General features: G+C 69.8%; 10 protein-coding genes. 3 read left to right on the forward strand and 7 right to left on the reverse strand.

Annotation, left to right across the window (positions count from 1 at the left end; translation table 11 throughout):
* Positions 1-423: 423 nt before the first annotated feature.
* A complete protein-coding gene (locus IPH07_12475) occupies positions 424-2,997 on the forward strand; it encodes a serine/threonine protein kinase (protein MBK6918209.1) in 2,574 nt (857 codons plus the stop codon).
* Here the strand turns inward: IPH07_12475 and IPH07_12480 are convergent.
* The gene (locus tag IPH07_12480) at positions 2,913-4,256 is read right to left on the reverse strand and encodes a hypothetical protein (GenBank protein ID MBK6918210.1); all 1,344 of its coding nucleotides are present in this window, start codon (positions 4,254-4,256) and stop codon (positions 2,913-2,915) included. The genes IPH07_12475 and IPH07_12480 overlap by 85 nt on opposite strands.
* Before the next feature lie 324 nt (positions 4,257-4,580).
* Here IPH07_12480 and IPH07_12485 point away from each other — a divergent pair, with 324 nt between their 5' ends.
* Entirely contained in the window at positions 4,581-5,066 is a 486-nt protein-coding gene (locus IPH07_12485) for a hypothetical protein (protein ID MBK6918211.1), read from the forward strand.
* A 65-nt stretch (positions 5,067-5,131) separates the two neighbouring features.
* A complete protein-coding gene (locus tag IPH07_12490; protein ID MBK6918212.1) occupies positions 5,132-6,919 on the forward strand; it encodes a hypothetical protein in 1,788 nt (595 codons plus the stop codon).
* Positions 6,920-6,926: 7 nt separating this feature from the next.
* Here the strand turns inward: IPH07_12490 and IPH07_12495 are convergent, their stop codons facing one another.
* The 6 genes from IPH07_12495 to IPH07_12520 form a co-directional block, all read right to left on the reverse strand.
* Entirely contained in the window at positions 6,927-7,148 is a 222-nt protein-coding gene (locus IPH07_12495; GenBank protein MBK6918213.1) for a CDGSH iron-sulfur domain-containing protein, read from the reverse strand.
* Between the two features lie 3 nt (positions 7,149-7,151).
* Positions 7,152-7,760, reverse strand: coding sequence for a group 1 truncated hemoglobin (locus tag IPH07_12500; GenBank protein ID MBK6918214.1), 609 nt, complete (start codon positions 7,758-7,760; stop codon positions 7,152-7,154).
* Positions 7,761-7,975: 215 nt separating this feature from the next.
* Positions 7,976-12,157, reverse strand: coding sequence for a DNA-directed RNA polymerase subunit beta (gene rpoB, locus IPH07_12505; GenBank protein ID MBK6918215.1), 4,182 nt, complete (start codon positions 12,155-12,157; stop codon positions 7,976-7,978).
* A gap of 191 nt (positions 12,158-12,348) precedes the next feature.
* A complete protein-coding gene (gene rplL, locus IPH07_12510; protein MBK6918216.1) occupies positions 12,349-12,729 on the reverse strand; it encodes a 50S ribosomal protein L7/L12 in 381 nt (126 codons plus the stop codon).
* 87 nt (positions 12,730-12,816) lie between these two features.
* A complete protein-coding gene (locus tag IPH07_12515; GenBank protein ID MBK6918217.1) occupies positions 12,817-13,338 on the reverse strand; it encodes a 50S ribosomal protein L10 in 522 nt (173 codons plus the stop codon).
* Between the two features lie 493 nt (positions 13,339-13,831).
* Positions 13,832-15,142, reverse strand: a complete 1,311-nt coding sequence (locus IPH07_12520) for a hypothetical protein (protein ID MBK6918218.1) — start codon at positions 15,140-15,142, stop codon at positions 13,832-13,834.
* Positions 15,143-15,212: the final 70 nt, after the last annotated feature.

A 15,212-nucleotide genomic window follows, 5' to 3' on the forward strand; every position in this document is an offset into this window, starting at 1 on the left:
CCCAGAAAAAAACCTCTGCACTCACGCAGAGTTGGGCGAAAGCGCCGGATCGAGCTGGGCGCGCAGCTGCGCCCGCGCCCGCGACAGGCGGCTGCGCACGGTGTGCTCCGAGACGCCGAGCACCGCCGCGATCTCGGGCCCCGAAAGCCCCTCCCAGTACGCCAGCTCGAGCGTGATCTGCAGATCGAGCGGCAGCGCCTGCATCGCCTGCACGATGCCGTCGGCGGACTGCGCCCGGGCCACACGCAGGCTCGGAGTCGATCGCAGATCTGCGATCGAGATGGTGCCGAGCATGTCGACCGGTCGCCGCAGTCCCCGACGCAGCTCGTCGAACAGACGATTGCGTGCGACCGCGAACAGGAAGCTGCGGAAGCTGGCTTCGCGTAGGCGCTCGCGGCTCTCGAGGCAATCGAGGAAGGTGCGTTGGATCAGGTCCTCGACGTCGTCGCCGAGCTTGCTGCGGAAGAAGCGACAGATCGGATCGAACCATCGTCCGATGAGCGCATCGCCGGCGACGCGATCGCCCGCACGCCAGGCCGCGAGCAGCTCGTCGTCGTCGGACACCGCGGCCAGTATACTGCGCGAGCTTTGGCGAGCGAGGCCCCGCCCGGCGACGACGACGACGCCTTCCCCGAAGGCGCGGCGTTGGTGCGCTCGGCCAGGCCTGCGCGCCGCGACGCCACCGCGGAGCTGATGCGCGCCAACGTCCGTCGCGCCTTGGTCGGCGTCGACGAGCCACCGCGGCTGGGTCGCTTCGTGGTGCTCGGCACAGTGGGCCGCGGCGCCATCGGCGTGGTGCTCGCGGCCTACGACCCCATGCTCGATCGCAAGGTCGCGCTCAAGCTGCTGCGCACCGCCGACGCCGAGGGGCGCGCGGCGCTGCTGCACGAGGCACGCGTCCTCGCCAAGCTGTCGCATCCCCACATCGTCGGCGTCCACGAGGCCGCCGAGATCGACGGACAGATCGTGATCGCGATGCCGTTCGTGCAGGGGCCCGATCTACGCGCGTGGCTGCGCGAGGCCCCGCGCGAGCACGACGAGGTGGTGGCGGTGTTCGTCGCGATCGCGCGCGCACTCGCGGCCGCGCACGCCCGCGGCATCGTGCATGGCGATCTCAAGCCGGAGAACGTGCTGCTCGACGCGGGCGCGGGCGCGGCCGCGAGCGCGAGCATGGGCGTGCGGGTGGCCGACTTCGGCATGGCGCGGGTGCTGGCCGAGCGCGATCCGACACCCGGCGGCGGCACGCCGGCCTACCTCGCGCCCGAGCGGCGCGCGGGCGCACCGGCGAGCGCGGCCGCCGATCAGTTTGCCTTCGGGGTCGCGCTGCACGAGGCACTGCTCGGCGAGCGACCGCCGGCGACGAGTGCAGCGCTCACGCGCGCGCGCGCACGCTTGCCCGCGGCCGTGCGCACGGTCCTGCGTCGCACCCTCGCAGACGACGTGGCCGCGCGCATGCCCGACATGGAGGCGGTCGCCGCCGCACTCGCGGCGCCCCGACACCGCGGCATGGCAGCGGGCACCATCGCGGCGCTCGTGAGCATCGCGGCCGCGACGTGGTTCGCGGCCGCACGCGCCCGCGAGGACCCCTGCGCCGGCGCCGATGCCCCGGCTGCACGGCTGTGGACCTCGCAGGACGCCGCCCGCCTGCAGCAGGTCTTCGTCGCGAACGGACCCGCGGGCGCGGACGCGATCGCAACCCGCGTGGCCGAGCGACTCGCGGCGCGGCGCGACGCCTGGGCGCACGCGCGTCACGACATCTGCGTGGCCACCCGCGTGCGCGCCGAGCAATCGGACAGCCTGCACGATGCGCGCATGCGCTGCCTCGATCGCCGTGCCGACGAGCTCGTGGCCCTGCGCGACGCACTGCTGCAGCCCGCAGCGCGACGCACGGTGATCGACGCGCTCGCAGCGGTCGACGACCTGCCGCCGCTGCAGCGCTGCGACGAGCCCGACGCCGCACCGCTCGACGAGGCGTCGCTCGCAGCCCGGCGCGCGGTCGATCGGGCGACCGCCCTGCTCGCGCTCGGCCGCTACGACGACGCGATCGCGGCTGCGAGCGCTGCCCGCGATGCCGCAGCACCGCGCGACCGCGACAGCGAGCGCACGATGCGAGGCCTGCATGCGCAGGCCCAGGCGCTGCTCGGCGCCGCGCAGGCGAGGGTCGCGTCGGTCACATCGGCGCGGGCGACCTTGATCGACGCGCGCCGCGAGGCCGCGAGCGTCGGCGACGATCGGCTGCTCGCGCAGCTCGGCATGCGTCTGCTGCAGCAGGCGCTGTTCACCGCGCCGCTGCACGAGGTCGAAGCGCTCGCCGAGCACGCGCGCGTCGCAGCGCTACGCGCCGGCGAGTCCACCGCGGAGATCGATGCGGTGGTCGGGGAAGCTCGCTTGGAGGCCGGCGATGCCGACGGTGCGGTCGCGGTGCTGCAGGCCGCGATCCCCGACATCGTGCGCGACGACCGACGCGCACTTGCACAGAGCACCCTCGGCTCGGCCCGGCTCGCACAGGGCGATGCCGAGGGCGCGCTGGGGGCCTACGAGCAGGCGCTCGCCACCGCGGCCGCGTACTTCGGGCCCGAGCACCCCGCGCTCGACTTCCACGCGCACCGTCGCGCCCGCGGCCTGCGAGCCGTCGGGCGCCTCGCCGAGGCCGAGCGCGAACTGCAGCGCGTGCTGGCCTCCCGCATCGACACGCTCGGCGCCGACGACCGCGCGATCGCCAGTGTGCTCGATGATCTCGCCCGCACCGAGCGCGCGCGCGGCCGGCTCGACGATGCGCTCGCCCATGCGCAGCGGGCACTCGCGATCCGCACGGCTGCCTATGGGCCCGAGCACGTGCGACTGGTCGAGCTGTACGCGAGCCTCGTCGACATCGAGCGCGATCGCGGGGCGACCGAGCTCGCGCGCGAGCACTACGCCCACGCCCTGCGCCTGCGCGAGACCACGCCCGGCCACCCGCAGATCGCCGAGCTAGCGGCCGCCCTCGCCTCGCTGTGATCCTCGCCGTCGACGGCGACACACGAGCAGCGGCACCCACGCCCACGCGAGCGACGGCGAGCCGTCGACCGGCACGCGCACGCCCCCTCGTCGGCGTCGAACCCGAAGCCGGGCGGCAGCGCGCCCGCCGTCGCTGCCCCGTCGCCGTCGTCGAGTCCGTCGCCACCTCCGTCGCTGCCATCGTCGGCCGTATCGACGCCCGTGCCGCCGCCGTCGCTGCCACCTCCGGGCGGCCCGTCGTCCCCACCATTGGGCGGCGCGGTGCCGATGCCGATCGTGACGGTGTCGCTCATGGCCTCGTTGCCCGCGAGATCGACCGCGCGCACGTAGAATTCGTAGACCCCGCTCGGCAAACCGTTCACCTGCCAGCTGTACGGCGCGCTGGCGTCCTCGCCGACCATCGCGCCGTCCTGGTAGAGCGTCACGCCGCCGATGCCCTGATCGTCGACCACGTCCACCATCACGGCGAAGCCGGTGCCGGCCTCGAACTCCTGCCCATCGAGCGGGAACGTGATCGACACGGTCGGCGCCTGGGCATCGGGCGAGCTGGGCCCGAACAGGGTCATCAGCTCGCGGTAGGCGTTCTGCGCGTACGCATCGCCGCACTCGGCGATGTGCTGATCGGGGCAGCTGCCGCCCTGCACGATCGTGAGGCACTCGTCCTTGAAGGTTGGATCGCCGCCGGCCACGTAGGGGTTCATGATGTCGGCGGTGTCGTCGACGTGCTCGAGCCCGAAGCTGTGGGCGACCTCCTGCCCGATGGTGGTCGCGTGCTCGGCGGCCGAGAGCCCGTCGTTGGCGCTGACGAACGCGTAGGTGATGTTGCTGGCGGTCTGACTGTCGTCGCAGTCCAGCGGCGCGATGCCCAGCACGCCGCCACCGAAGGGGTTGCTGGGCCCGGTCATGTTCATCGTGTACTCGCCCGACGCCGGCCGCGTGTCGGTCACGAGGATGTCGAAGTCGTTCCAGTCGGTGCGCACCGCCTGCAGCACCGCGTCGCGCATGGCTCCGTCGCCGTAGGGCGCGAAGCTGCCGGCACACTCGCCGATCTGCGTGACGTTCTGGGTGGCATCGTCCCAGCCCGAGCTGAGCTCGGCGCCGTCGAAGTTGACGAACACCACGCCGTGCTTGGCCGCCTTCGGGGCATCCGCGGCACGCCGACGGGGCGCTTGCTCGGGCACCGCGCGTGGTGTGGCCGTGACACGACCCGCTGCGATCGCGGTGGCCTCGTCGAGCACCGGCGTGGGTGGGCTGGCCACGAACGTTCCGGCGTCACCGCCCCCGAAGAGAAGCCACCACCCGAGGGACATCGATGCTGCCATGCGCTCGGGCGACGGCGAGAGCAGGTCCCGTACCACGGGCGATGCGCGGCAAAGCGGCGCGATTGCTCGAGGGCCGCGGCGGCGCGGGTGTGCAGTTCGCGTGAGGCGACCTGGCGAACTGCCCAACCGCGCGGCGAGTCGGTGACGGACCGCGACCTGCCGCCACAAGCGGGAGTGCAGGCGCGTTCGCGATGCTCGCGGATGGCCTGGGATCTCGGACGGAGCGGTGTGTCGCCGGCGTCCGTCGCTGGAGGATTACAGATGTTGGGACCCACGCTTCGAACGCGCGCGTGCGCGCTGGTGCTGTCGTCATGGTCATGGCTGTTGCTCGCCTGCGACGTCGCCGAGGACGACGCGAGCGCCGGTGTGCCGGCCGCCCCATCGGCCGGGGACGACGACGAACACGACGACGACAACGATGACGACGACGACGACGACGACGACGACGACGACGAGCTCGGCGCGACACGACGCGGCTCACCGGCCGCGCCCGCGCGCGGGCACGTGCCGGGCCTGCACCCTTGCGGCAACGCGATGCTCGATCCCGGCGAGGCCTGCGACGACGGCCTCGCCAACGGCAACGATCGCGCTTGCACCCTCGCCTGCGAGATCAACGACTGCGAGCTCGACGCCCACGGTGTGTGCGAGCCCCACGGGCCGGCCGCGGACGTGGATCTCTACCCGTGCGCCGAGCGGGGCCCCGAGGATCCACCCACCGCCTGCCGCGTGCGCCTGCGCGCACCCTAGTGGTGACCGCGAAAAATCTTCGCCCGCGACGGAACCTCGGAGGGGTTGGGGCGTCGGAGCATGCAATGCTCCGCGAGTTCCGGTGGCTGATGGCGGGCGCGCTCGCGACGACGCTCGCGGCCTGCTCACCCGGCGACACCGAGCTGCTCGCCCCCCGCGCGACCGCCCGCGTGCCCGGGCGCGCGACCACACAGCAGGAGAACCTGCAGGCCTTCGCCCGCGTGTACGGCTACGTCCGCTGGTTCCACCCCACCGATGCCGCCAGCCGCACCGACTGGCGCGCCCTCGCGGCGATCGGCGTGGCCCAGGTGCGCGACGCCGCCACCCTCGACGAGCTGCGCACGCGACTCGTCGAGCTGTTCGGCCCGCTCGCGCCGCGGCTGGATCTGTGGATCGACGGCGAGTCGACGCCCGCGCCCGGGCCGACGCCGCAGGGACGCGACACGATGGTGTACTGGCAGCACGAGGGCTACGTCGGCACGCGCCTGTCGCTGTACGCACCGCCCTACGGCCAGGTGCGGGTCAACGCCGAGGGTCCGCACCGCCGCCGCTTCACACAGGCGCCGGCCCCCGACGCCCGCGTCGAGGTCGAGCTCGTGCCGGGCCTGCACCTGCGTCTGCCGACCGTGCTCTCCCCGGCCGATGCCGAGCACGACGGCGAAGCCCCGCTGGATGACGCCGGCCTCGCCCACGCCGCCCGCAGCGCGAGCGGCTACCACGATCTCGACGTGCGTCAGGGCGCCGTGATCGAAGTGTGGAACGTGTTCCGGCACTTCTACCCCTATCAGGACACCGTCGAGATCGACTGGCCCGGACTGCTCGCGCAGGCGCTCGCCGACGCCGAGAACGATCGCACGGTCGACGACACCGCGGCCACGCTGTGGACCCTCGTGCACGCGCTGCAGGACGGCCACGGCATGGTCGGCCATCGCGAGATCGCGGCGCGCGGACGCCTGCCCGTGCGCGTCGAGATGGTCGACGGTGTGCCGACCGTCACCGGCACCGACGATCCCAGCCACTTTGCGATCGGCGACGTGATCGAGGCCGTCGACGGCGTCGCGTTGGCGCCAAGGGTCGCGCACCTGGCCGATCGCCTGTCGGGCTCACCGCAGTGGCGCCGCTTCCGGGCCGCCAGCTGGGAGTCGCTCACCGGGCCGCGCGACGCCGCCGCCACCGTGAAGCTGCGACGGGGCCGACGCGCACTCGAGGTCGATGCCCACTTCAACGCCTCGGAACCCGCACAACCGCCCCGTCCGCCGCAGCTGCACCGCTTCGACGACGGCACCTACTACGTCGATCTCACGCGCGCGCAGTACGAGGACCTCGAGCCCGCGCTGCCGGAGATCGCCGCCGCGCCGGCGGTGGTGTTCGACATGCGGGGCTACCCGAGCAACACGCACAAGATCCTCGCGCATCTGCTTCGCGAAGAAGAGAACGCCGACTGGATGCACGTGCCGCAGGTGCTCGCGCCCGACGGGCACATCGTCGGTTGGGATCCGATCGGCTGGCACGTACGCCCCGCCGAGCCCCACGTGCAGGGCAAGCTCACCTTTCTCATCGACGCCGAGGCCATCAGCTATGCGGAGTCGATCCTCGGCTACGTCGAGGCGCACGACCTCGGCACGCTGGTCGGGACCCCGAGCGCGGGCGCCAACGGCGACATCGTACGCGTCGACACCCTGGGTGGCTTCTTCGTGATCTTCACCGGCATGAAGGTCACCCGCCACGACGGCAGCCGTTTCCACGTCGAGGGCGTGCAGCCGAAGGTCGCGGCTGCGCCGACGTTGGCGGGCCTCGCCGCCGGCCGCGACGAGGTGCTCGAGGCGGGCCTCGCGAACGCCCGCACGCCCTGACGCGCGGTCAGCCCGCTTCGTCGGGCTCCGGCGGCGGTGCCTCGAAGCCGATGCGATTGTGCGAGCCGTCGCAGAACGGTCGCGCCTTCGAGGCGCCGCAGCGACACAGCATCAAGCGCTTCATGCCGCTGGTGTCGCGCGTGACACCGTCGGGCCCGACCAGCTCCACCTCGCCGTCGAGCTCGATCACCAGTGGTCCGCGTGCTCGTGCCTGGATCTTCGTCACCATCGCTCATGCCCCCTGTTCGCCGCGCGCCTCACCTGGCCGGCACTGCGCGCAGTACACCTTACCGGTGCGTACGTGGTAGTGCGCGGTCGCGTTGGTCTCGACGATGCCGGCGCAGCCGTCGCAGATGCCGCCCGAGTCGAGCACGACCGGCTCGTAGCCTTCGAGCGGCAGCGCCTGTCCACGACGCTTCTTGGCGAACGGCACGTCTTTGACGATGTGCGAGCGGAACTTCTCCTCGAACGCTCGCCAGTGGCGGATGTGCTCGTCGGCGAGCCCGTGGCGCCGCAGCGTCTGATCCATCAGCGCCTCACGGTAGTCGAACAGCTCGTGGCTGATGACCATCCAGTGGTGCGCGTTGCGGGGGCGGTCGCCGAAGTAGAGGTCTTGCCCGGTGAACGCCTCGGCCAAGAACGCGTACTGGTGATCGATCGCCCAGCTCTTGGTGGTGTGCTCGAAGAACGGTGCGAGTCGGGGATCGACGTAGACCTGCTCGTAGAAGTCTTCGAGGATTCGCCGGAGCTTGGCGCCCTGCTCGAGCGCCGCCCACAAGGCGAGGTTGGGCTCGGTGTCACTCGCCCGCCGTCGCGGTCGCCGCTGCGGATCTGCGTCCATCGAGGTCCTCCGCGCGGCCGAGGCCACGCTCCCCCATCCCTACGCATCGCCGCCCGACGCAGCAAGTGAAGTCGTTGCGCGCCGCCGGTGGCGGCCCATCACGGGTCGCCCGCGCGACGACGTGGGCCACCTGCGGTCGCCCGAGCCCCAGACGCACGAACGCCGCGGCGGTCACTCGGACCACCGCGGCGTCGCAGGCTTCGCACCCGAGGGTGCTACTCGGCCGCCGGCGCGGCCTCGCGGATCGTGCCCGGCACCTGGCCGGTCTCCATGTCGACCTCGAGCATCTCGACGTTCAGGCACAGCGCCTGGAGCTCCTTGAGGAGCACGTTGAAGCTCTCGGGCACGCCGGGCTGCATGGTGGGCTGGCCCTTCACGATCGACTCGTACATCCGCATGCGGCCGACGACGTCGTCGCTCTTGACCGTGAGCAGCTCCTGCAGCGCATAGGCGGCGCCGTAGGCCTCGAGCGCCCACACTTCCATCTCGCCCAGGCGCTGACCACCGAACTGCGCCTTGCCGCCCAGGGGCTGCTGGGTGACCAGCGAGTAGGGCCCGATCGAGCGCGCGTGGATCTTGTCGTCCACCAAGTGGTGCAGCTTCAGCATGTACATGATGCCGACCGTGACGTTCTCGTTGAACGCCTCACCGGTACGACCATCGAACAGGATCGCCTGGCCACCGCGGGGCAGCCCGGCCTTCTCGAGCGTGGTCTTGACCTCGGTCTCGATCGCACCGTCGAACACCGGCGTCGCCATGTGCACGCCCCGACGCAGCTTGTCGGCGAAGCGAATGACGTCCTCCTCGGGGAGGCTGTCCACGAAGCGGTCGGCCTCCGCGTTCTCGTAGATCTTCTTGAGCTGCTTGCGCAGCACGTCGGTGTTGTAGTTGCTCTGCATGTAGCGGTCGATCTGGTTGCCCAGCTCGCGCGCCGCCCACCCGAGGTGGGTCTCGAGGATCTGCCCGACGTTCATGCGCGAGGGCACGCCCAGCGGGTTGAGCACGAGATCGACCGGGGTGCCGTCCTCGAGGTACGGCAGATCCTCGACCGGCATGATCCGCGAGATCACGCCCTTGTTGCCGTGGCGGCCGGCCATCTTGTCGCCGACCTGCAGCTTGCGCTTGATGCAGACGTAGACCTTGACCATCTTGATGACGCCGGGCGGCAGCTCGTCGCCCTTGGTCAGCTTCGCGATCTTCTCGCGGAAGATGGTCTCGATTTCGTCGAGGTCCTTCTCGAGTCGACGCGCCAGCGCCTCGACCAGCTCGGTGTCCTCGGCGGTGGTCAGCGCGAACTGACCCCAGAAGCGCCGCGGGATCTTCGACAGCCCCTCTTCGTTCAAGACCACGCCGGCGTCGCACAGCACCGCGCCGGTGTCGTCGACGAGCTTGGCCGCCGTGGTCTTGCCCTTCATCACCTCGCGGATGCGGTTGTAGTAGCCGTCCGAGACGATGTTGACGTTGTCGTTGCGGTCCTTGATGAGCTTGTCGCGCTCGTGATCCTCGATTTGCGAGGCGCGGGTGTCCTTGTCGACGCCCTTGCGCGCGAACACGCGAGCGTCGATGACGATGCCGGACACGCCCGGCGGCAGCCGCAGCGAGGTGTCGCGCACGTCGCCGGCCTTCTCGCCGAAGATCGCCCGCAGCAGCTTCTCCTCGGGCGACAGCTGGGTCTCGCCCTTGGGCGTGATCTTGCCGACCAGGATGTCGCCGGCCTTCACCTCGGCGCCGATGCACACGATGCCGGCCTCGTCGAGGTTGCGCAGGGCTTCCTCGCCGACGTTCGGGATGTCGCGCGTGATCTCTTCTTTGCCGAGCTTGGTGTCACGCGCGACGCACTCGAACTCCTCGATGTGCAGCGACGTGTAGGTGTCGTCGCGGATGAGCCGCTCCGACACGAGGATCGAGTCCTCGAAGTTGTAGCCCTGCCACGGCATGAACGCGACCAGCACGTTCTGGCCCAGCGCCAGCTCGCCGCGCTCGGTGGCCGAGCCGTCGGCGATGACATCGCCCTTCTTCACGCGGTCGCCCACGCGGACGATCGGCTTCTGGTTGAGCGCGGTGTTCTGGTTCGAACGCTCGAACTTGACCAGGTTGTAGATGTCGGGCTTGGCACCGAGGATCGAGCGGCTCTCGTCCTTGCTCGAGACCGGCTTGACCACGATGCGCGCGCCGTCGACCTGCTCGACGATGCCGTCGCGATCGGCCACCACGGTGGTGCCCGAGTCGCGCGCGACGTGCTGCTCCATGCCGGTGCCGATGAGCGGCGCATCCGGACGCAGGCACGGCACCGCCTGTCGCTGCATGTTCGAGCCCATCAGGGCGCGGTTGGCATCGTCGTGCTCGAGGAACGGGATCAGCGACGCGGCGACCGACACCAGCTGGTTCGGCGAGACGTCCATGAGCGTCACCTCTTGCGGGGCGACCATCACGAACTCCTCGTTGTAGCGGCACTGCACCTGATCGGCGGTGAGCTTGCCCTTGTCGTCGGTCTTGGCGTTGGCCTGGGCGATGTAGTGCCCCTGCTCCTGCAGCGCCGAGTAGTACGCGACGTCACCCGAGGCCACGCCGCCGTCGACCGAGCGGTACGGCGTCTCGATGAAGCCGAACTCGTTGATGCGTGCGTAGGTCGAGAGCGACGCGATGAGGCCGATGTTCGGACCTTCCGGCGTCTCGATGGGGCAGATGCGGCCGTAGTGGGTCTGGTGGACGTCGCGCACCTCGAAGCCGGCGCGCTCGCGGGTCAGACCGCCGGGCCCGAGCGCCGAGAGACGACGCTTGTGCGTGACCTCGGAGAGCGGGTTGGTCTGATCCATGAACTGCGACAGCTGGCTCGACGCGAAGTACTCCTTCACGACCGCGCTGACCGGCTTGGCGTTGATGAGGTCCGCCGGCATGAGCGCGTCCATCTCCTGGGACATGCTCATGCGCTCCTTGATGGCGCGCTCCATGCGGACCAGGCCAATGCGGTACTGGTTCTCCATCAGCTCGCCGACCGCACGCACGCGGCGGTTGCCGAGGTGGTCGATGTCGTCGATCTGACCGCGGCCGTTGCGGAGCTCGACCAGGTACTTGACCGTCTCGAGGATGTCGCGCTTGGTCAGGACCTGGGTCGCGAGGTCCTCGTCGAGGCCGAACTTGTGGTTCAGCTTGAGACGACCGACGGTCGACAGGTCGTAGCGGTCGGCGCGGAAGAACAGCGAGTCGAACAGGTTGCGCGCGGTGTCCAGCGTCGGTGGATCACCGGGGCGCAGGCGCCGGTAGATCTCGAGGATGGCCTCCTCCGAGCTGGTGAGCTTGTCCTGCAGCAGGGTGTCGCGCAGGAACGGCCCGACGTTGAAGTCGTCGATGAAGAGGATGCGGAAGCTCTTCACGCCCGACTCGCTCAGGCGCGCGATGTGCTCCTCGCTGATGTCCTCGTTGCAGTTGAGCAGCACCTCGCCGGTGTTGTCGTCGATGGTGTCCTCGGCCGCGACCTTGCCGGTCAGCTCCTCGGAGTCCATCGGCAGGCGCTTGATGCCGGCGTTCTTCATGCGCTTGATGTGCGCACGCGAGATCTTGCGGCCCTTCTTGACCAGCACCTCGCTGGTCTCGGGGTCGATGATGTCGCCAGCGGCACGCTGACCACCGAGCAGGTCGTAGTCGATGCCGCGCCACAGCTTGGTCTCGCCGCCGTCGCGCTCGATGAACACGGTCTCCTTCGAGTAGAAGAAGTCGAGCAGCTCCTGCGTGGTGTAGCCGAGCGCGCGCAGCAGCACGCTGGCGTACAGCTTGCGGCGACGATCGATGCGGACGTAGATGAGGTCCTTGTGGTCGAACTCGAAGTCGAGCCACGAGCCGCGGTACGGGATGACGCGCGCCGAGAACAGCTTCTTGCCGCTCGCGTGGGTCTTGCCGCGATCATGGTCGAAGAACACGCCAGGGCTGCGGTGCAGCTGGCTGACGACCACGCGCTCGGTGCCGTTGATGATGAAGGTGCCGTGCTCGGTCATCAGCGGGATTTCGCCGAAGTAGACCTCCTGCTCCTTCACGTCGCGGATCGACTGGGTGCCGGTTTCGTCGTCGACGTCCCACACCACCAGGCGCACGACGACCTTGATGGGCGCGGCGAACGTCATGCCGCGGGCGCGGCACTCGTCCTCGTCGTACTTGGGGCGGTCGAGCGCGTAGCTGACGAACTCGAGCGAGCTGGTCTCGCCGAAGTCCTTGATCGGGAACACGCTCTTGAAGACCGCCTGCAGACCCACGTCCTCGCGCTCGTCGGGCGGGATGTCGTGCTGCAGGAACTTGTCGTAGGAGCGCTTCTGGATGTCGATCAGGTTGGGAACTTCGACGATCTTCTTCAGTTTTCCGAAGTTCTTGCGGACCCTGAAGTTGTTCTGGACGACCTGTGGCATCGAGATTTTCCCTGCTTGGCTGCGAGTTCCGGCCGTGCGGCCAGCTGACGCGATTCAGTTGTGGTGCCTTGCGAGCCTCTCGAGCCCGCCCCCACCCTCCGGCACGCCGTGCCGGCTTCGGGTGGGGTCGGGAGAACCGGCCGCGGCGGAGCTCGAAAGGCTCGTCCGCCGCGGTCGGCAACCGGGACCGACTACTTCATCTCGGCGTCGGCGCCGGCTTCCTTCAGCTTCTTGACCATCGTCTCGGCCTCTTCCTTCGAGACGCCTTCCTTCACGGTGGCGGGCGCGCCGTCGACCATGTCCTTGGCTTCCTTCAGGCCGATGCCCGGGATGAGCTCGCGGACCGCCTTGATGACGTTGATCTTCTTGTCGCCGCCGTTCTTGATGACGACGGTGAACTCGGTCTTCTCCTCGACCGGCGCGGCCGCAGCCCCGCCACCGCCACCGGCCGCCGCAACGGCCACCGGCGCGGCCGCCGAGACGCCCCACTTACCCTCGAGCTCCTTCACCAGCGCGGCGATCTCCATCACCGGGAGGTTGGAGAGGTACTCGACGACTTGATCCTTCGTGATGTCTGCCATGGTTCGATTCTCTTCTTGCTTGTGATCTGAAATCTGGTTGGTTGGATGGCCTTGGCCGCGACGCGGCAAGGCGGTGCACTACGCCGCTTCGAGCTTCTCTTTGCGGGCGTTGAGCACGTTGAGCAGCCCCTGCGCGGATGCTTGCAGCACGCGCACGAACTGGGTGGCGGGGGTGTTGAGCAGCGCCAGGAACTGCGCCTTGAGCTCGCGCGGACCGGGCATGTTCGCGAGTGCGACCACGCCATCGGCGTCAAGCATCTTGCCGTACGCGACGCCGCCCTTGAGCTTGAACTTGTCGTTGTCCTTGGCGAAGTCACGGGCGACGCGGGCCGCCGCGCCGGGATCGTCGGGATGGAACGCGAGACCGCTGACGCCCTTGAGCAAGGGGGTGGCGGCCGCGTGATCCGTCTCTTGGATCGCGAAGCGGATCGTGGAGTTCTTGTAGACGTGGTAGCTGCACCCCGCCTCGCGGAACTTGCCGCGCAGCTCGTTGACGCTGGCGACGGTGAGTCCCGCGAACTCCACCAGCACGAACGCGCTGGCCTGCGACAGCTCCTCACGGAGCTTGCTGCTGAGTTCTTGTTTCTGTGTGGTGTCCATCGAGGATAGGACCTACTTTGGGTGGCCTTCCGCGGCGACCGACTGCGTGGCACGTACGGTCGTCCGGTTGGTGGGAACGTCGTTGGGAAGGCGACCTTTGCGGTCCTCGAGGGAACGGCGCGCGGGCTCTCCTTCCACTCTCATGCGGGCTACCGATCGATGCTCTCGGTGTTTCGCGTCGTGCCGACGACGGCCTGCGGTCTCGGAGTGGTGCTCGGTGGCGAACACCGAGCGTGTGGAGATGAAGTGGAACGAGGTGCGCGCCTCCTTGCGAAGTCGAGTTGGCGGTGACCCTCCAGGGGACGCGTCGGGGCGTGCCGGGGGTGCGAAGGGTGCGAACGGATAGCAAGACCCGTTCCGCTGTGCAACCCCTTGCCCGTCCGGCGTGCGCGCGCGCCCACAGGCCCCCGCGGCGCGCCGTCACCGGGCCGTTGCCGGGTCGGCGCGACCTGCGACCGTGCGTTGACGCATGGATTCGGCGAAGCGGCCGGCGTCAGCCCGGGGGCTCGGTGTACTCGGCCAGGTCGCCGCCGCCGACCTCGTAGAGCGAGTCGCCGCCGGTGGCCCAGAAGTGGTGGAGCGCGCCGAAGCCCATGCCCTCGACCAGCGAGCCGCCGGTCCCGGCGTAGCTGAACAGGTTCTCCTGCACCCATCCGAGGCTTGGATCGAGGCGGTACTGCCCGATGAAGTCGCTGGTCATGTCCGAGACGTAGACGTACGGGATCCCGGTGTTCGGATCGGTCACGACCTCCATGCCGTCCATGTGGTCGCCCGCGAGGGTCGGATACACGAACGCGAGCCCCCAGGTGTCGTCGCTCGCGTCGTGCTGGAACACGCGGCGGTTCGACTCGTTCGACGCGTACCACACGCCGTGCACGTCGTCGTAGCCGATCTCCGCGAAGTGGTTGGCCCAGCCCGGCGGGCTGGTGATCACCGCGGTCGCACCACCGGCGAGCATGTACTCGGTGATCGCGCCGCCGCCGATGTAGATGCGATCGTCGAGGGCCAGGAGCTCCGACGAGCTCGGCTGCGGCGTGCCGAAGAACGGCAGCGTCTGCACCCACGAGAGCGTGCGGCCCTCGATGGGGCCCGGCGCATCGGCGTTGTCGGGGTGCTGGTTGGGCTCGAGCTTGCCGTCGCCATCGGTGTCGAGCAGCGCGACCGTGTACACGTCGATGCCACCGTTGCCGAGCACGTAGATGGTGTCGTCCCAGCTGTCGACGTCGTAGCCGCCGAGGAACGCGGTGCCGCCGGTGTGGAAGTCCGCGAACTGGAAGTACTGCCCGGTCGGCACCATGGTCCCGAGCGGCTGCAGCACCTCGCAGGTGCCTGTGCCCTGATCGCAGCCCTCGCCCTGGCCCGGGTCACAGACCTCGAGCAGCTGCCACGCCGGCGGCATCGCGGCGGCGTTGCACTGCATGACCTTCTGCCCTTGGCAGTGGTACTGCCCGGCGAGACACGCCACGCAGCCGGTACCTTCGAGGCACAGATCCGGCGCGCAGTCCTGGCTCTCGACGAGGCTGCCGTCGTCGCCACACTCCATCGCGACGTTCTCGCTGGTGCAGTAGACACCCGCCGCCTTCTCGGCGCAGAAGCCCGACACGCCCACGTCGTACTTGGTGCTGGGCGCCTCCGATCCGCCGTCGGAGCCGATGCCATCGCCGGAGTCTCCGCCCCCGCTCGAGCCGCCGCCCGTGATCGTGATGCCGGTCAGCGAAACCCCGCCACCGGGCGAGCGATCGCCCCCGGCATCGGCACCGCACCCCATCAGCGACAACCCTACGGCCCAACGGATGTGCTTCATCGCCTGCAACGCCCCCGCAGGTCGTGGTGCCCTGGCGCCAAGAGGTTCCCGCGGGCCGTGCATCGAGCGC

It is taken from the genome of Deltaproteobacteria bacterium (assembly GCA_016709225.1).
In the GTDB taxonomy this organism is placed as follows: domain Bacteria; phylum Myxococcota_A; class Polyangia; order Nannocystales; family Nannocystaceae; genus Xiheibacterium; species Xiheibacterium phototrophicum.